The sequence below is a fragment of the Kribbella capetownensis genome (assembly GCF_004331485.1).
Taxonomy (GTDB): domain Bacteria; phylum Actinomycetota; class Actinomycetes; order Propionibacteriales; family Kribbellaceae; genus Kribbella; species Kribbella capetownensis.
Map to the genome: position 1 here is coordinate 576,213 of NZ_SJKD01000004.1, position 16,584 is coordinate 592,796.

Genomic DNA, 16,584 nt, shown 5'->3' on the forward strand with positions numbered 1-16,584 from the left:
GAATGAGAGACCCAACCGTATACGCAGCTTTACAACGCTGTAAACCCAAGTTTGTCGGTCGATTGACAGTCCTTGTGACATGTCTCCCGGTCGACCGCGGCGGTCGATACGCGCCTCGGTTGATACGCCTCGCGCTTCGCTGGTGAGGGTTTGACACCGAGGGAAGGACCTGTCACATTCCTGCAGTGCGGGAAGGGTAAGTATTCACAGCAGCGGCGATCCCGCTCGCCGCGGGTGCTCGCGGTCGTCGAGCTGGCTCGGGCGTTTCCAGGCTGGACTGTCTTGCTGGTCGGGTGCATTGTCCTGACCGCCATCTGGCCGGCGATGTTCGCAGCGCTGGTCGCATACCTGATCACAATCCTTCCGGCTGCGGCCAGTTCGGGGTTGAACTCAGCCGCAGTAGCCGACGTCACTTTCGCGCTGGCCGGGGCCGCGTTTGTGCTGGCAGCGCAAGAGGTGACGCGGGCCGCTTATGAGGTGGCGCGCTGGGCTCTGTACCGGCGGTACGAGGAACACTTGACCGGTCGCGTGATCCGAGCCGCCCTCGGCGCAGGCACCTTGGATGTCTTCGAGCGGCCCGACCTGGCCGCCAAGACTGACCGTGCCGTGCGCGTCGCGGGCCTCGAGCCGGGGGACCTGGTCGATGGCTTGAGCATGAAGTGGTCTCTGCAGGCTCAAGGGGTCGCGGCTGCTGTGCTGGTGGCCACCGTCTCCGTCCCGGCCGCCGCAATTCTCCTCCTGGTCTGGATCCTGGTCGGCAACAGGCTGCAGGCGAACATGCTCCGCGCCGATCAGTTCACCTGGGAAGACGCCGTACATGCCGCGAGCTACACGCACCGGATCGGACTGCGTCAGGAGTGGGCGAAGGAGGTCCGCATCTTCGGTCTCGTCGGCTGGCTGTCGGATCGCTATGGCCGCCAGACGTCCCGCCTACTCGCGGAGCTGGCCAATGCCCGCAAGGTCGGACAACGCTCTCTGACCGTGCTTCTCGGCTTGGTTGTCGTGGCCAATGCCGCCGTCGTTGCTCTGGCCACACGGGCGGCTGTGAACGGAAGCCTCGACGTGGGTGCTGTCGTCTTGCTGCTCCAGGGCATGCTGGGGATGAGCCTCCTTGCCGATCAGACCGGCGACGATCTGATCGAGTACGGCGCCAGCCGTGTCCCAGTCGTTCTGGAGCTGGAACGCGTCGTCGCCGACCACTCGTCCACCACCGCACACTCTGGCGCTGTCAGTGCGTCAGGACGTCCGGCGGAAGCGATTGTGTTCGAGGAGGTGACCTTCGGATATCCCGGAGCCGGCAAGATCATCTTCGATCGGTTGAACCTCGAGATCCGGGCGGGAACGTCAGTTGGCATCGTCGGCCTGAACGGAGCAGGCAAGACAACGTTGATCAAGCTGCTCACCGGCCTCGAAGTACCGCAGAGTGGACGGATCCTCGTCGATGGAACCGATCTTCGCGCGATCGATCAGGAATCGTGGCGGAGGTCCGTGGCGGCCATCTTTCAGGACTTCGTTCACTACGAGATGTCGGCGCGGGACAACATCGGTCTGGGTGCAGTTGAGCAGTTGACACAGCCAAGTATCGACGGGGAGATCCGTTGCGCTGCCGCACGAGCCGGCGCGGACGCCGTCCTCGGCGGGCTCCCGCATGGCTTGGACACGACGCTGTCGTCCCGACTCGAGGGTGGAGTCGACCTCTCTGGTGGTCAGTGGCAGCGGGTGGCCCTCGCCAGATCACTCCTGGCGGTTCACGGCGGCGCACGCGTTCTCGTTCTGGACGAACCAACAGCACAACTTGACGTGCGCGCCGAGGCAGACCTCTACAACAAGTTCCTCGATCTCACGGCCGGTTTGACCAGCGTCGTGATCAGCCATCGTTTCTCCACGATCCGTCGCTCCAGCCGGATCATCGTGCTCGACGGTGGACACGTCATCGAAGACGGCAGCCATGAACGGTTGCTCGTGGCTGAGGGGGTCTACGCCCGCATGTTCCGCAAGCAGGCGATGCGGTTCGGCTCCGGTGACGAGGAGGACATCGATGGCTGAGAACGCCGGCAGTACCAGCCGCCTGCGGGTCATCACAACGATGCTGCACCTGGCTTGGCAGGCAGATCGCGTCGCGGCAGTGCTTGCGTTCGTACTGGCCGGGCTCCAGGCGATCACGCAGTCGTTCTATGGTCTGTGGCTGATGTTCATCGTTGATGGCATCCACAGTGGCAGTCCACTTCGCGTGGTGGTCGGCGCTGCCGGAGGCGTCATCTCGATCGCCGCCACTGTCAGCGTCGCGTATGGCGCACAACGTGCCCAGTCTCGGCTCCGCGATCACACCCGGTACATGATGAACGGGCAGATTCTCAACCTGGTCGGCGCGGCGCCAACACTGGAGCTCCACGAGAGCCCACAGCATCTGAACCAGCTGGATGCGTTCCAACGAGAGGGCCATCAGCTCAGCCAGGTCCTGCCGAGGATGGTAGAACTCTGCGCCGTCACGGTGCAGATCATCACGACCGCGGTCCTCATGGTTCGTGTCAGTCCTGTCCTCCTCGCGCTGCCGTTGTTCGCGGTGCCGTCGCTGCTCGTCAGCTTCAAGACAAGCCGGATCTTCCGCGACAGCGGCCGGCGCGCGGCCGAACCCGCCCGGCTTGCTGAGCATCTCGTAGAGCTGACGGCCACCCCGGGTGGCGCGAAGGAGGTCCGCCTCTTCAGGTTGCAAGCGGAGATGCAGTCCAGGTTTCAGCAAGCGCACCACCAGATCCGGCGCTTCGACGGGCGGGCCCAGATCCAGGCCGCCGGCTGGAGTCTTGCCGGACGACTGGTCTTCATCGCCGGATATGTAGGTTCCATCGCATTTGTGGTGCGGCAGGTCACCATCGGCGATGCGACCGTTGGCGAGGCCGCATTGATCGCGGTGCTGGCCGGCCAAGTGCTCGGGCTGGTCAGCGGTTCCAGTGAGGTCCTGCAGCTCACGATCCGCAGCCTTGTCGCCGCGGACCGGTTCGTCAGCCTGCAGGATGTCTTCGGCCGCGCGGCTCAACGTGGCCGCAGCAGGGCCGCTGAGCCCCAGCGGCTGAGTCACGGAATCTCGCTGCGCAACGTGTCCTACCGGTACGACGGAGCAGCACAGCCCGCCCTCGAGAAGATCCACTTGGACCTTCCCGCCGGCTCGACGGTCGCCGTCGTCGGCGAAAACGGCGCCGGCAAGTCGACCCTGGTCAAACTCCTTGCCGGCCTCTACAGCCCGACCAGCGGCACCATCACCATCGACGGGGAAGATCTGGCCTCGGTCGACCTCACCCGATGGCAGGACAGGGTTTCTGCCGCGTTCCAGGATCACGCCCGGTTCGAACTCCTGGCCCGCGAGGCCGTGGCGCTCGGAGACATCGAAACATTGTCCGACGACACCAGTGCCGATCTGAAAGTCCTCGACGCACTCGAGCGCGCCGCCGCCACCGACGTTCTGTCCGCTCTGCCTCGCGGGCTCGACACACAGCTCGGCTCAGGCTGGCCGGCCGGAGTAGACCTGTCTGGGGGTCAGTGGCAGAAGCTTGCGATCTCCAGAGCAATGATGCGCCGGTCTCCTGCCTTGTTGCTTCTTGACGAACCCTCAGCAGCACTGGACCCTGAAACCGAGTACCGATTGTTCGAAGCCTGGTCACACGTCGCGCAGGATCTGCGCGAGCGTGTCGGTTCCATCACTGTCCTGGTATCGCACAGATTGTCCACAGTGCGGATGGCGGACAGCATCATCGTGCTACAGCACGGAACGATCGCGGAACACGGCTCACATGAAGAACTGATCCACAAGAACGGCCTGTACGCCGAACTCTTCCATCTCCAAGCCTCCGGCTACCGATGAGAACCGTGCCGCCGAGGCGTCCTGGCGGAGACGCCGAGTGACTCCACCTCGAGGCGTCGAGGTGGAAGGCTACCTCGCTCGTGGTGCTGGTGGGTGGGGATTGGTTCGGGTGGTGGGGAAAGGTCGGGCGGGGGTCGTGACACAGGGGAGGTATGGCTATGGAATCTGTTGCGAACTCGGTGCAGTTGCCGCCGCTGGACAATCCGAACGAGCGGGCGGCCGTTGGTGAGGAGCTGCAGCTCATGCTGCAGGATCTGATCGATCTGTCGCTCGTCGGGAAGCAGTTGCACTGGAGCGTGTTCGGGGCGTCCGCACGCGGGGTGCATCTGTTCCTCGACGAGTTGGTCGAGGAGTGGAGCGAACTCGCGGATGTCGTCGCCGAGCGTGCGGTCACGTTGGGCTTTGTCCCGGACGGACAGAGCTCGGCGGTGGCGGCCGGGTCCCGGGTCGAACCTGTCGTGGTGCGGTCGCTGGCCGATCACGTCGTGGTCTGGGAGCTGGGTCGGCGGGTGGCGGCGGTGGCCGAGCGGATCCGTGCACGGCTGGGCTCGATCGGTGGTGCGGATCTGGTGACGCAGGATGTACTGATCAGGGTGGTCGGGACGCTGGAGAAGCAGCAATGGCTGTTGCGTGTGCAGCTTGGTGAGAAGGCCTGATGGCTGTCACCAGAGGCTTTCACGGCCGGCGCGCCGCAGACCCTTCGCGGGTACCGCCCGGCCAGTACGTCACGCGGGACTTCCCGGTGTTGTCGGCCGGGCCGACCCCGTACCCGCAACTGGACACCTGGGAATTCACGATCCGTGGGGCTGTGGACAAGCCGGTCTCGTGGTCGTGGACGGATTTCCAGGCGTTGCCGCGCGAGCAGTTCACCGTTGACATCCACTGCGTCACGAAGTGGACGAAACTGGACGTGACCTGGTCGGGAGTCTCTCTCGACACCCTGCTTGCCGCGGTGCCGACCGAGGCGCCGTACGCCGTGGCGTTCTCCGACGGCGGCTACACCACCAACATTCCGCTGGCGGACTTGCGACGTGGAAAGGCCTGGATCGTCGACGAGTACGACGGGCGGCCGCTCGATCCGGAGCATGGTGGGCCGGCACGTCTGCTGGTGCCGCACCTGTACTTCTGGAAGAGCGCGAAGTGGATCCGTGGATTGGACCTGCGGACCGCGGATCAGCCCGGCTTTTGGGAGATGTTCGGCTATCACAACTATGGAGACCCGTGGAAAGAGCAGCGCTATTACGGCGACTGACGTGGCAGACCGGCACGGTGATCGCGACGACCGTCGAGACTCCGCGGGTGAAGACCATCGCGCTCGCCGTGCCTGATTGGCCTGGGCACCGTGCGGGTCAGCACGTGGACGTGCGGCTGACAGCGCCCGATGGGTATCAGACGCAGCGGAGCTACTCGATCGCGTCGGCGCCCGGAGACGACTACCTGTCGCTCACTGTCGAGCGACTCGACGATGGTGAGGTGTCTCCTTATCTGGTGGACGAGCTGCGAGGAGGCGACGAGCTCGAGTTCCGTGGTCCGGTCGGCGGACATTTCGTCTGGGACGAGGAATTCGGTGGTCCGCTGTTCTTGGTCGGCGGCGGATCCGGACTGGTTCCGTTGCGGTCGATGCTTCGGCATCACCGCGCCATCGGGAGCCAGGTGCCTGTCCGCGTGCTGTGCTCGGCGCGCTCGCTCGAGTCGCTGATCTATCGTGAGGAGCTCATGAAGAGGGCGGCCGACGACCTCATCGATGTCTCGATCACACTGACTCGTGAGGCCCCGAGCAGTTGGCGTGGGTACCGCGGACGCATCGACCCGGCGCTGTTGTCCACGGCCGGTTGGGCAGCTGCTGAAGAGCCACTCACCTATGTCTGCGGACCGACAGCGTTCGTCGAGACCGCGGCCGCCGGATTGGTGGCCTTGGGGTACGACGCGGGACGGATCCGGACCGAACGCTTCGGCGGAACAGGAGTATGACGACGATGGAACCTCTCGATGGCAATGCTCTGGCCGGCGTGATGCATGATCTCTTTGCGCGCGACATGACGACGATGGGATACAAGTGCACGAGTTGTGGCCACACCGGAGTCATGGCGGAGATGGTCGTGTACATGTCAGGACCCGGCACAGTGGCCCGCTGCAGGGGCTGTGAAACGATCCTGATGATGCTCACCGAACGCCGCGGGATGTACTGCATTGACATGTCCGGCATGGCGCAGCCAGTGCTCCCTCTGGCCTAGCCCTGGCTTTGGAGTATCCACCTTCGCCCTCAGCTTGAAAGGCACCTGATGACGATCCAGACCCCGCCCGACCCGACGGCCGCCGACCTGGCGAAGCACCTGCCGCAGGCGATCACGAGGTACTTGCGCGAGGCCGATCCCCAGCACAAGGCGAACGCTCACGACCTGCTGTCGGCCTTCGCGACCGACGCCATCGTGATCGACGACGACGGCAAGACCTACACCGGTCACGACGAGATCCACCACTGGCGGGAGACCGAGGCCAGCGAGTACACCTACACGGTGGAGGTCAGCCACGTCGAGAAGTTCGACGACACCCACTACGTCGTCACCAACCACCTGGAGGGTGACTTCCCCGGCGGCGTCGTCGACATCATCTACCGCTTCACCCTCGCCGACGATCTCATCACCAAGCTCGAGATCGCTCCCTGACTCCTTGACGTCTGAGGAGGCACGGACCTCCTCCCACGGTGCTGAGGAACGGCCGTTCCTCAGCACCGCCACCAGGGTTCCTTACGGGCGAAGGCGGATGATCGTCTTTCCCTTGAGCCGCTCGGTGGAATTGAAGGTGGCGACCGCATCGTCGAGAGTCGCCACCTTGCCGATGTTCGTCCGCAGCCGCCCGTCCCGCACCCGCTGGACGATCTCGCTCAGCTGGGCGCGGTTGGCCTCGACCACGAAATCCACCGCCAGGCCCTCCGCCGGCCGCGCCTCGATCGGGCCCACGACAGAGACCAGCGTCCCTCCGGTCTTGATCAGGGCCGCGGAGCGCTTCTGGATGTCTGCGCCGATGAGATCGAAGACCAGATCGATTCCGCCGACGTCTTCCAGCGCGTCGGTCTCGAGGTCGACGAACTCCTGCGCGCCGAAGTCGAGCACCTTGTCGCGGTCGGCGGCGCGTCCGGTGCCGATGACGTACGCGCCCGCCTCGTTGGCGAGCTGGGTCACCATCGTTCCGACAGCGCCGGCCGCCCCGTGCGCGAGGACGCTCTGACCCGCCTGAAGGCGGCCGTGGTCGAACAGTCCCTGCCAGGCGGTCAGCCCGGAAATCGGCAGGCTCGCGCCGACCGAGAAGTCGACGCCGCCCGGCAGTGGTGCGAGGTTGCGTGCCTCGATCGCCACGTACTCCGCCAGGCTGCCGTCGCGATGCCAGTCGGCCAGGCCGAACACCCGCTGTCCCACTGACAGCCCTGTCGTGCCGTAACCGAGGCTGGTGACCACTCCGGCCAGCTCGTGCCCAGGGATCGACGGTGCCCGGTCACGGCCGGCGCGATCGGACCAGGTCGACGACCACTCCACCTCAGTCGGGACGTACCCCGACGCATGAACCTCAACGACGACGTCGTTGATCGCCGGCTGCGGCTCGGGCCGCTCCACCAGCGTCATCCCGGCCGTTCCAGCGGCCTGGTCCGTCACCACAATCGCCCTCATCCGGCACCTCCTGTATCCAGTCTTCGCCTACACAATGGCAGCTCGTAAGAGTTGGCGGCACCGCACCCTCGATGTCTTACCGCGCAGGGCGTTTCCGGCCTGGCGAGATTGTTTCGGTGTACGCCGTAAGATCCGTGCGTAACTCACGTACTAACGGGTATCCAGAAGAGCGGCCGAGGGCAATCGAGCTTGCTGACCAACAGGTAGAGGTGAATTCATGACGGGGTGGAGGGAAAGGCTCGACCGATTCCTGGCCACCGACCCGCGGGACGTCGGGTGCGATGAGGCGATGGCTGTTCTGCACGTCTATGCCGAGCTACTCGCGGCCGGAGTCGATGCTGCCGAGCGCTTCCCCGGATTGGCGGCACACCTCGCTGCCTGTGGACCATGCGCGGAGGATGCCGACGGACTGTTGGCCGCTGTGCAGAACGACGAAAGGACCCTGCATCATGACTAGTGGATTTCACGACACCGGACAGGTGACCCGCAAGCCCGGTGCTGAGACCGCGGTTCTCGCCGGCGGGTGTTTCTGGGGTATGGAGGATCTCATTCGCCGTCAGCCCGGCGTGCTCGACACGCGTGTTGGATACACCGGCGGGCAGAACGACCACGCGACGTACCGCAATCACCCTGGGCACGCGGAAGCGGTCGAGATCGTCTTCGATCCGGCGCAGACGACCTACCGTGACATCCTCGCGTTCTTCTTCCAGATCCACGACCCGTCGACGCTGAACCGTCAGGGCAACGACGTCGGTACGAGCTATCGCTCGGCGATCTTTCCGCTGACTCCCGAACAGGACGCTGTGGCTCGCGACACGATCGCCGACGTCGACGCGTCAGGTCTGTGGCCGGGCAAGGCCGTGACCACGGTCGAGCCCGCAGGATCGTTCTGGGAGGCCGAGCCCGAGCACCAGGACTATCTGATCACGCACCCGGCCGGCTACACCTGCCACTTCGTGCGCCCGAACTGGGTGCTGCCGCGGCGCGCCACCGCCAGCTGAGGTCTGCTACTCACTGGCTACGCGCTTGTCGCTGGTGACCTCGCGATAGGTCTCCGTGTCCTCCGTCAGGTCGTGGATCTCGTCGGCGTCGTGCGCGTGCGCGGCCTCGAGCTCCTGCGTCGTCGGCTTCTGCACCGCGTCGGCGAAGTAGAACCGGGACAACCGGGCGCGGAGCCTGTTCAGGGCCTGGCGCGGGGCGCGGACGCCGTTGTCGTCGGTCCCCGCGCCGGGTTCGTGCGGTAGGACCTGTTCCCGCGCCGTGAGCGAGTAGGCCTCGTACTTCGAGATCCGCTGGTGCTTCTCGGTGTACTTGCCCTCGGGGGAGCGGACGATGACACCGGTCTCCAGACCATGCAGCAACCGCTCCCGGTCGGCACGCTGGAGCGAGATCGCCCAGCGCCGCGTGATCCAGAAGGCCAGGATCGGGCCGAGGATGACCGCGAACCGCAGGAACCAGGTGACGCTGTTCAGCGAGAGGCCGAAATGGGTGGCGACCAGGTCGTTACCACCACCGATCCACAGGAGCGCGTAGAAGGTGATGAAGGCGACGCCGATACCGGTGCGGGTCGGCACGTCCCGCGGCCGGTCGAGTAGGTGGTGCTCGCGCTTGTCACCGATGATCCAGCCTTCGATGAACGGATAGAGCGCGACCAGGGTGACGAAGGCGGGCGGGATGATCAGCGCGGGGATGAGCAGGTTCCAGCTGAGCGTGATGCCCCAGAAGTGCGACTCGAATCCGGGCATGATGCGGACCGAGCCTTCCAGCCAGCCCATGTACCAGTCCGGCTGCGAGCCCGCGGTGACCTCGGCCGGGTTGTACGGCCCGTACAGCCAGACCGGGTTGATCTGTATGAGTGCGCCCATCAGCGCGGTGACGCCGAAGTTCACGAAGAAGAAGCCGCCGGCCTTGGCGACGTAGTCAGGGAAGAACGGGTAGCCGACGACGTTGCGCTCCGTGCGGCCGGGACCGGCCCACTGTGTGTGTTTGTGGTAGACGATCAAGAAGAGATGGGCAGTGATCAGCGCGAGCAGCAGACCAGGAAGGAGGAGGACGTGAACGGTGAAGAACCGCGGAACGAAGGTGTCGCCGGGGAACTCGCCGCCGAAGATGAAGAAGTTCAGGTACGTACCGATCACCGGGGACGCCTGGATCATGCCGTTGGTGATGCGTAGACCGGTGCCGGACAGCAGGTCGTCGGGCAGGCCGTAGCCGATGAAGCCCTCGATGATGCCGAGGAACAGTGTCCCGAAGCCGATCAGCCAGTTGAGCTCTCGTGGCTTGCGGAAGGCGCCGGTGAAGAAGGTGCGCAGCAGGTGCACCATCATCGAGGCGATGAACAGCACGGCCGCCCAGTGATGGATCTGCCGGACCAGGAGCCCGCCGCGGATGTCGAACGAGATGGCGAGCGTGGAGGCGTAGGCCTCGGACATGTGCAGACCCTTGAGCAGGCCGTACGAGCCCTGGTACTCGACCTCGCCCATCGACGGCTTGAACCAGAACGTCAGGAAGATGCCGGTGAGGATCAGGATGACGAAGCTGTAGAGCGCGACCTCGCCGAGCAGATAGGACCAGTGCTCCGGGTAGACCTTCCGCAGCCCTCCCGACCCGTCCTTCTTGGCGCCTGATCTGAGCACGCCCAAGCGTGAGTCGAGCCACTCGACCGGTGTGGGGAGTTGCTGGTCAGCCATCGCGTTCACCTTCGGGTCGGAAACCGTGAGCCCGGTACCAAGGAACTATATCGTCCACTCTAGATACCGTGATCCATCGGTCTTTGTCGAGTTCAGCCCGCTTGCCGCAGACGCGCAATGGACGGTACCGTCCAGTGAAGGTCGATGCCAAGACAACCTGCGGGAGATGCGGTGGCGACAACCGAGCGCGCTGCGCTCAGGAATGTGGAGACGTCGTCGGCCACGGCGTACCCCGGGACGAAACTGGCCGGGTGGCTGACCACGACCGATCACAAGCGGATCGGTGCCCTGTACCTGATCACCTCGTTCAGCTTCTTCCTGCTGGCAGGCGTTCTCGCTCTGATCATCCGGGCCGAGCTGGCCCAGCCGGGCCTGCAGATCGTGAACGAAGAGGTCTTCAACCAGCTCTTCACCGTGCACGGCACGATCATGCTGCTGCTGTTCGCGACCCCGCTGTTCGTCGGCTTCGCGAACGCGATCATGCCGATCCAGATCGGTGCCCCGGACGTCGCGTTCCCGCGGCTGAACATGTTCAGCTACTGGCTCTATTTGTTCGGCGCACTGATCACCATCGGTGGCTTCGCGACTCCAGGCGGTGCAGCGGACTGGGGCTGGACGGGCTACTCGCCACTGTCCGATGCCGCGCGTTCGCCGGGCATCGGCGGGGATCTGTGGATTCTGGGCCTGTGGATGTCAGGCCTGGGCACGATCCTCGGTGCGGTCAACTTCGTCACCACGATCATCACCATGCGGGCTCCGGGTATGACGATGTTCCGGCTGCCGATGTTCACCTGGAACGTGCTGGTGACGTCGCTGCTCGTGCTGATCGCGTTCCCGACCCTGGGCGGCGCGCTGCTGATGCTCGAGGCGGACAGAGCCTTGGGGGCGCACATCTTCGATGCCGCGAGCGGCGGCCCGCTGCTGTGGCAGCACCTGTTCTGGTTCTTCGGGCATCCAGAGGTCTACATCATCGCGTTGCCGTTCTTCGGCATCGTCACCGAGATCCTGCCGGTGTTCAGCCGCAAGCCGGTCTTCGGCTACATGGGACTCGTTGCGGCCACACTTGGCATCGGTGCGTTGTCCACGACCGTGTGGGCGCACCACATGTTCGTCACCGGCGCGGTCAGTCTGCCGTTCTTCTCCTTCATGTCCTTCCTGATCGCGGTGCCGACCGGGGTGAAGTTCTTCAACTGGATCGGCACGATCTGGGGCGGATCAGTCTCGTTCGAAACACCGATGCTCTGGTCGCTGGGCTTCCTGACCACCTTCCTCTTCGGCGGTCTGACCGGCGTCATCCTCGCGTCGCCGGCGCTGGACTACCAGCTGTCCGACTCGTACTTCGTGGTCGCGCACATCCACTACGTCGTCTTCGGCACGGTCGTGTTCGCGATGTTCGCGGGCTTCTACTACTGGTGGCCGAAGTTCACCGGCCGGATGCTGGACGAGCGGCTCGGCAAACTGCACTTCTGGTTGCTGTTCATCGGCTTCCACACGACGTTCCTGGTGCAGCACTGGCTGGGTGTCGAGGGCATGCCGCGGCGCTACGCGTCGTACGGCGCGAACGAGGGCTTCACCACGCTGAACGAGATCTCGAGTATCGGGTCCTTCGTCCTGGGTCTGTCGATGCTGCCGTTCTTCTACAACGTCTACAAGTCGCGCACGTCGCCGCAGGTGGGCGTGGACGACCCGTGGGGCTGGGGCCGTTCGCTGGAGTGGGCGACCAGCTCTCCGCCGCCGCGGCACAACTTCGAGAAGCTGCCGCGGATCCGGTCCGAGAGCCCGGCGTTCGACCTGCACCATCCTCACGTCAACGGGACGGGAACTTCTCACGATCAGATCGATCGCGACAACCTGCTGGTCGAATCTGACCCAACTCGACAACAAGAGGCCATACGCGATGAATGACATGTTGCAGGGAATCCGAGCCGCTGACGACACGGCGGTTGCCGCAGCCGACATCCCGAAGGCCGTGACGGCCGGCCGGCTGCTGTACGTCGACGGTGCGACTCAGGTCTTCACGGTCGACGGGAAGACCACCTACTCCGAACGAGGCGGTGACAGCGCAGGCGAGTGGTACGTCGATGACCAAGGCCGGTTCTGTTCCTTCTGGCCACCGTCGTATCGAGCCTGCTACGCGCTTCGCTGGATGGTCGAGGACACGCGGATCGTCGGGCTCAGATTCACCGGCGTCAAGGACGGTGTGACGTTCGAGGGCCGCTACGAGTAGCTCCTGGGCGGCCGGTCTGGGTAGCGTCCGCGACCAGCGTCTGGAGCGCGGGAATCACCTCTGTCTCGAACCAAGGGTTCTTCGCCTGCCACCTGAAATTCAAGGGTGAGGGGTGGACCAGCGGGATCCGGTCCGGAACGTAGTCTCGATAGGCGCGGACGGTTTCGGTCAGGTTCTTCTTGGCGGTGGTTCCCAGATAGTGCTTCTGGGCGTAGTTCCCGATGAGAACGGTGAGACGAAGTCCAGTCATCAGCTTCAGGATGCGTGGGTGCCACAACGGCGCGAAGGCCGGACGTGGGGGGAGATCGCCGTGGGCGCCCTTGCCCGGATAGTAGAAGTCCATCGGTAGCAGGGCGATCGTGTCGGGGTCGTAGAACTGTGCCTCGCTGACGCCCAGCCACTGCCGCAGTTTGATGCCGCTGGCGTCGTTCCACGGGATCTGGCTGTCCTGAGCCTGCCTGCCGGGTGCCTGGCCGATGACGGCGATTCTCGACCGCGGTGATGCGGAGTAGATCGGCTCGTACCCACGCTCCGTCGCCCACGCGTTCGAGGCGTGGTTCCTGAGCTCGTCACGGATCGCCGTGAGTTCGTCCATGCGGCCTGACTGCGACGTCGGCCACTGTTCGCTCTTCGACATGGAGTTCCCTTCTCACGATCGGCGTACGACGCCCCGGTGCATGTTCGTGTCAGCGGGCCCGGCCGACCTTCCGGGGTCCACATGACAAGAAACAGGACGAGATCGACCAGTTACAGGATCGTTTGAGTCCGGCTCTCAGTTGGCGACGTGTCGTCTGGCGTCGAGTTGGACGGAATGATAAATGGACGGTATCGTCCATGTTGTTGTTTTACCGTTCGGCACAGACGTGCCGGACCTGTGATCACTACGTTGCGTTGATCGCCGGAGATCCATGAAGAGCGAAGGTTCTGAATCGTTGTCGCAGGCACGGCCCGTCTGTCCAGAGGTGGCCCGGGAGAACCGCGCGTGGGTTCGCGACCTGAGCAGTGATGGAGATCAGCGCGAGCTTGCGAGCCGACGGTTGTACGAGGTTCTCCTGCGCGCCGCGAGGGCGGAGGCCGGGCGGCGCGGGGCCAGGCTCCGACTCGTCGGCCCGGAGCTGGACGACATCGCGCACCAGGCCGCCGCGGATGCCCTGCTGGCGATCTGTGGCAAGGTCGAGACGTTCCGCGGTGATTGCAAGTTCACCACCTGGGCGTACAAGTTCGTGATCTTCGACGTGGCCGCCAAGGTCAACCGGCACTTCTGGCAGCGGGCTGGGGTGGCGTTCGACGACGAGGACTGGGAGCGCCTTCCCGCACGGCTGGGGATCGAGCCGGAGTCGCATGCCGAAAGCCGGGACCTGATGAACGCCGTACATCGCGCCGTCGACGAGAAGCTGACGGCGAAGCAGCGGACGGTCTTCGTCGCTCTGGTGCTGAACGGCATGCCCACTGATGTGCTCGCTGATCAGCTCGGCGCGACACATAATGCGGTCTACAAGATGATGTTCGACGCCCGCCGTAAACTACGGACGGCCTTGGTCGACGCCGGCTACCTGCCGGAGCAGCAGATCGCCTGAGCAAGCCGCCGGACGGCGAAGTACGACGGATCGCTCGGTGAGGAGGTTCGGATGGCAGTCGTGAACCGCGGGTTCGAGGGGAGAGGCCGCCCTGACGACCACAGACTTCCACCCGGTCAGCACCTCACCGAGGACTTCCCGGTGTTGTCGGCGAGCGTGACTCCACTGATCCCCAAGGACAAGTGGGAGTTGACGGTCACGTCGGAGACCGGTGCGCAGCGACGCTGGAGCTGGCACGACCTGCTGGCCCTTCCGGCCGAGCCGGTGATGGCCGACATCCACTGTGTCACCAGGTGGTCCAAGTTCGGGACTCACTGGGAGGGGGTCTCCGTTGATGCCGTCCTTGCTGACGTGACCACTGAGGCGACCCATGTCATGGTCAGCTCCTACGGTGGCTACACGACCAACCTGCCGCTGGCAGAGCTCCGCGGCGGGAAGGCCTGGATCGCCTACCGCTACGAGGGACAGGACCTCGGGGCGTTGCACGGCGGCCCGGCCCGTCTGCTTGTCCCGCACCTGTACTTCTGGAAGTCGGCCAAGTGGCTGAACGGGCTGCAACTGCTGTTGCAGGACGAGCCAGGCTTCTGGGAGCGAGCTGGGTACCACAATCACGGTGACCCCTGGCGCGAGGAGCGCTACGACTTCGATTGAGTGGTACCGCGAGCCGGGCCCGCGGCGGTCTACTTGACGGTCTCGTCGTAGAAACTGTTGATTCCGTCAACAATCTCGTCCAGGCAGTCCTCGACCGCGAAGTGTCCGGAGTCGAGGCGAATCAGCTTGGCGTCGGGCAGATCGCGCAGGTACGCCTCTCCGCCGGCCGGGGTGAAGAAGATGTCTCCCTGGCCCCAGAAGATCAACGTCTTGGGCTGGTCGCGGCGCAGCCGAGTCTGCCAGGTCGGGTACTGGGCGGCGTTCGTCTGGTAGTCGTAGAAGAGATCCAGCTGCACCCGGTGCGCGTTCGGCCGCGCCAGGAAGTGCAGATCCAGGTTCCAGTTGTCCGGGCTGATCTTCGTCGGATCAGGATGACCGGCCAGGTAGATCGCTCGCACTGACTCCGGCCCGAGGAGTGCCTCGAGCGGCGCTTCGGTCTCGGCGTTGCGGTTGGTCCAGAGGACGTGACGAATCCCGTCCCAGATCTCGGTGAACCCCTCTGCGTAGAGGTTGGCGTTCTGGATGATCTGCCACTGGAGCCAGTCCGGATGAAGGGAGATCAGCCGGTTCCCGATCGGGCTTCCGTAGTCCTGCATGTACAGCCCCATCGGTCCGGTGAAGTCGATGGCCAGCAACGCCTCGTCGACGATCTCCGCGAGGTGGTCGAAGGTGTAGTCCCACTCCGCCGGATCCGGCATCTCGGTGTTCCCGAAGCCGGGGTAGTCGATCGCGACCAGGTGGAATCTGTCCGCGAGGGCCGGCATGAGGTTCCGGAACTGGTGGGACGAGGAGGGGAATCCGCCCAGCAACAGGAGTTTCGGTGCTCCGGGCTTACCCGCTTCGCGGTAGAAGACCTCCAAGCCGCCGGCGGACACGGTCTGAAAACTCGTCATGGACACTCCACAGTCGTTCCACAGGGACGTGATCGAGCGCTCGCTCGTCAGGGGCATCGTTCGGGCTCACGTGATCGGCCCAGGCGCCCGCTCTCGTACGACTTGGCCTCCGGGACAGATCGGTTTCTTACCTGGCACTTTCGCCCGTCCACCGCGAGGGTTCACAGGATTGAGGAGGCCGGGCAACCGTGCGGCTCGAGGTCGCGCGGCCGCCCGGGCCGCACCGCCATCTGGCATCAGTTGCGGCCGGCCATCACGCCCCCGTCGACGTTGAGAATCGCGCCGGTGATCCAGCTGGCCTCGGGGGAGAGCAGGAAGACGATCGAGGAGGCGATGTCCTGGGCTGTTCCGACCCGTCCCAACGGGTGGAAGCCGTCGAAACTCTTCACGGTCTCCTCGAGTTTGTCGGCGGGGATGAAGCCCTCGTACAACGGCGTGGCCACCACCGCAGGAGCCACAGCGTTGACGCGAATGCCGTCGGCCGCCAGTTCCATGGCCAAGTTGTGGGTCAGGGCATGCAGACCGGCTTTCGCCATCGAGTACGCCGTCGCCGGCGTCGCCGCGATCGCTTGATGTGCCCACATGCTGCCGATGTTGACGATCGCACCGCCGGAACCCGCAGCCTTCATACCCCGCACCACGGTCTGGGTCAGGAAGAACGTCGCCCGGTCCAGCTCCAGGTACGCGTCGTAGTCCTCCTGGTTGTAGTCGAGGAACGGCTTGGGAATGAAGAACCCGGCCGCGTTGACCAGCAGCGTCGCATCGGCATGCTCGTCCGCGAGCTGCGCTTGCACGTCTTCCACCTGCTTGCGATCCGCGAGATCGGCAGTGATGCCCCAGGCCTTCGTCTTCTTGCCGAGTTCGGCGACCGTGTCGTCGACCTTCGCCTGCTGACGGCCGACGATGACGGCCTCGGCTCCTTGCGCCACGGCGTCCGCAGCTGTCTGTCGCCCCATGCCACTGCTGCCACCGACCACGATGAGCTTGCGGCCTTCGAAGTACCCACTCATGAGCTGCCCCTAGAT

18 protein-coding genes are annotated in these 16,584 nt (G+C 64.7%); 13 read left to right on the forward strand and 5 right to left on the reverse strand.

The features are described from left to right. Positions 1 to 234: 234 nt before the first annotated feature. The 7 genes from E0H75_RS20955 to E0H75_RS20985 all read left to right on the forward strand — a co-directional run bounded on the left by E0H75_RS20955 (position 235) and on the right by E0H75_RS20985 (position 6,522). Positions 235 to 2,046 carry an ATP-binding cassette domain-containing protein gene (locus E0H75_RS20955; protein WP_238163162.1) on the forward strand — a complete coding sequence of 604 codons (1,812 nt, stop codon included), beginning with the start codon at positions 235 to 237 and terminating at the stop codon, positions 2,044 to 2,046. Next, positions 2,039 to 3,856, forward strand: coding sequence for an ABC transporter ATP-binding protein (locus E0H75_RS20960; RefSeq protein ID WP_131515271.1), 1,818 nt, complete (start codon positions 2,039 to 2,041; stop codon positions 3,854 to 3,856). The genes E0H75_RS20955 and E0H75_RS20960 overlap by 8 nt, the downstream gene beginning before the upstream one ends. Before the next feature lie 158 nt (positions 3,857 to 4,014). Continuing rightward, the gene (locus E0H75_RS20965) at positions 4,015 to 4,512 is read left to right on the forward strand and encodes a Dps family protein (protein ID WP_165553896.1); all 498 of its coding nucleotides are present in this window, start codon (positions 4,015 to 4,017) and stop codon (positions 4,510 to 4,512) included. Next, complete coding sequence (locus tag E0H75_RS20970) at positions 4,512 to 5,108, forward strand: sulfite oxidase-like oxidoreductase (protein WP_238163163.1); 597 nt, start codon at positions 4,512 to 4,514, stop codon at positions 5,106 to 5,108. Before E0H75_RS20965 ends, E0H75_RS20970 begins: the two co-directional genes overlap by 1 nt. After that, positions 5,078 to 5,827: a ferredoxin reductase gene (locus E0H75_RS20975; RefSeq protein WP_131515276.1), complete on the forward strand. Its 750-nt coding sequence runs from the start codon at positions 5,078 to 5,080 to the stop codon at positions 5,825 to 5,827. The genes E0H75_RS20970 and E0H75_RS20975 overlap by 31 nt, the downstream gene beginning before the upstream one ends. Before the next feature lie 5 nt (positions 5,828 to 5,832). Continuing rightward, positions 5,833 to 6,090, forward strand: a complete 258-nt coding sequence (locus tag E0H75_RS20980; RefSeq protein WP_131515278.1) for a DUF6510 family protein — start codon at positions 5,833 to 5,835, stop codon at positions 6,088 to 6,090. 48 nt (positions 6,091 to 6,138) lie between these two features. After that, positions 6,139 to 6,522, forward strand: a complete 384-nt coding sequence (locus tag E0H75_RS20985; protein WP_131515280.1) for a Cif family virulence factor — start codon at positions 6,139 to 6,141, stop codon at positions 6,520 to 6,522. A gap of 81 nt (positions 6,523 to 6,603) precedes the next feature. On the opposite strand, the gene E0H75_RS20990 is transcribed toward E0H75_RS20985, so the two are convergent. Continuing rightward, positions 6,604 to 7,521 (reverse strand): NADP-dependent oxidoreductase, encoded by a 918-nt coding sequence (locus E0H75_RS20990; RefSeq protein WP_131515282.1) that lies wholly within the window; start codon positions 7,519 to 7,521, stop codon positions 6,604 to 6,606. Positions 7,522 to 7,738: 217 nt separating this feature from the next. Between E0H75_RS20990 and E0H75_RS20995 the strand changes: the two genes are divergently transcribed. Both E0H75_RS20995 and msrA read left to right on the forward strand, forming a co-directional pair. Beyond that, the gene (locus E0H75_RS20995; protein WP_131515284.1) at positions 7,739 to 7,978 is read left to right on the forward strand and encodes a hypothetical protein; all 240 of its coding nucleotides are present in this window, start codon (positions 7,739 to 7,741) and stop codon (positions 7,976 to 7,978) included. Next, entirely contained in the window at positions 7,971 to 8,522 is a 552-nt protein-coding gene (gene msrA, locus E0H75_RS21000; RefSeq protein ID WP_131515286.1) for a peptide-methionine (S)-S-oxide reductase MsrA, read from the forward strand. The genes E0H75_RS20995 and msrA overlap by 8 nt, the downstream gene beginning before the upstream one ends. A 6-nt stretch (positions 8,523 to 8,528) precedes the next feature. On the opposite strand, the gene qcrB is transcribed toward msrA, so the two are convergent. Then, complete coding sequence (gene qcrB, locus E0H75_RS21005) at positions 8,529 to 10,211, reverse strand: cytochrome bc1 complex cytochrome b subunit (RefSeq protein WP_131515288.1); 1,683 nt, start codon at positions 10,209 to 10,211, stop codon at positions 8,529 to 8,531. Between the two features lie 144 nt (positions 10,212 to 10,355). On the opposite strand from qcrB, the gene ctaD reads away from it, so the two are divergent. Both ctaD and E0H75_RS21015 read left to right on the forward strand, forming a co-directional pair. Next, on the forward strand, positions 10,356 to 12,116 hold the full coding sequence (ctaD, locus tag E0H75_RS21010; protein ID WP_131515290.1) for an aa3-type cytochrome oxidase subunit I: 1,761 nt from the start codon (positions 10,356 to 10,358) through the stop codon (positions 12,114 to 12,116). 1 nt (position 12,117) lies between these two features. Further along, positions 12,118 to 12,438 carry a hypothetical protein gene (locus tag E0H75_RS21015; RefSeq protein WP_202873080.1) on the forward strand — a complete coding sequence of 107 codons (321 nt, stop codon included), beginning with the start codon at positions 12,118 to 12,120 and terminating at the stop codon, positions 12,436 to 12,438. Here the strand turns inward: E0H75_RS21015 and E0H75_RS21020 are convergent. Then, a complete protein-coding gene (locus E0H75_RS21020; protein WP_238163164.1) occupies positions 12,401 to 13,075 on the reverse strand; it encodes a uracil-DNA glycosylase family protein in 675 nt (224 codons plus the stop codon). The two genes, E0H75_RS21015 and E0H75_RS21020, sit on opposite strands and share 38 nt — an antisense overlap. A 400-nt stretch (positions 13,076 to 13,475) precedes the next feature. Between E0H75_RS21020 and E0H75_RS21025 the strand changes: the two genes are divergently transcribed. Together E0H75_RS21025 and E0H75_RS21030 are read left to right on the forward strand one after the other, a co-directional pair. After that, a complete protein-coding gene (locus tag E0H75_RS21025) occupies positions 13,476 to 14,015 on the forward strand; it encodes a sigma-70 family RNA polymerase sigma factor (RefSeq protein ID WP_202873081.1) in 540 nt (179 codons plus the stop codon). Between the two features lie 51 nt (positions 14,016 to 14,066). Next, on the forward strand, positions 14,067 to 14,666 hold the full coding sequence (locus E0H75_RS21030) for a sulfite oxidase-like oxidoreductase (protein WP_131515294.1): 600 nt from the start codon (positions 14,067 to 14,069) through the stop codon (positions 14,664 to 14,666). A gap of 29 nt (positions 14,667 to 14,695) precedes the next feature. Here E0H75_RS21030 and E0H75_RS21035 read toward each other — a convergent pair whose 3' ends face one another. Then, complete coding sequence (locus E0H75_RS21035; RefSeq protein ID WP_131515296.1) at positions 14,696 to 15,559, reverse strand: alpha/beta fold hydrolase; 864 nt, start codon at positions 15,557 to 15,559, stop codon at positions 14,696 to 14,698. Between the two features lie 236 nt (positions 15,560 to 15,795). Next, positions 15,796 to 16,569 (reverse strand): SDR family NAD(P)-dependent oxidoreductase, encoded by a 774-nt coding sequence (locus E0H75_RS21040; protein WP_131515297.1) that lies wholly within the window; start codon positions 16,567 to 16,569, stop codon positions 15,796 to 15,798. Positions 16,570 to 16,584: the final 15 nt, after the last annotated feature.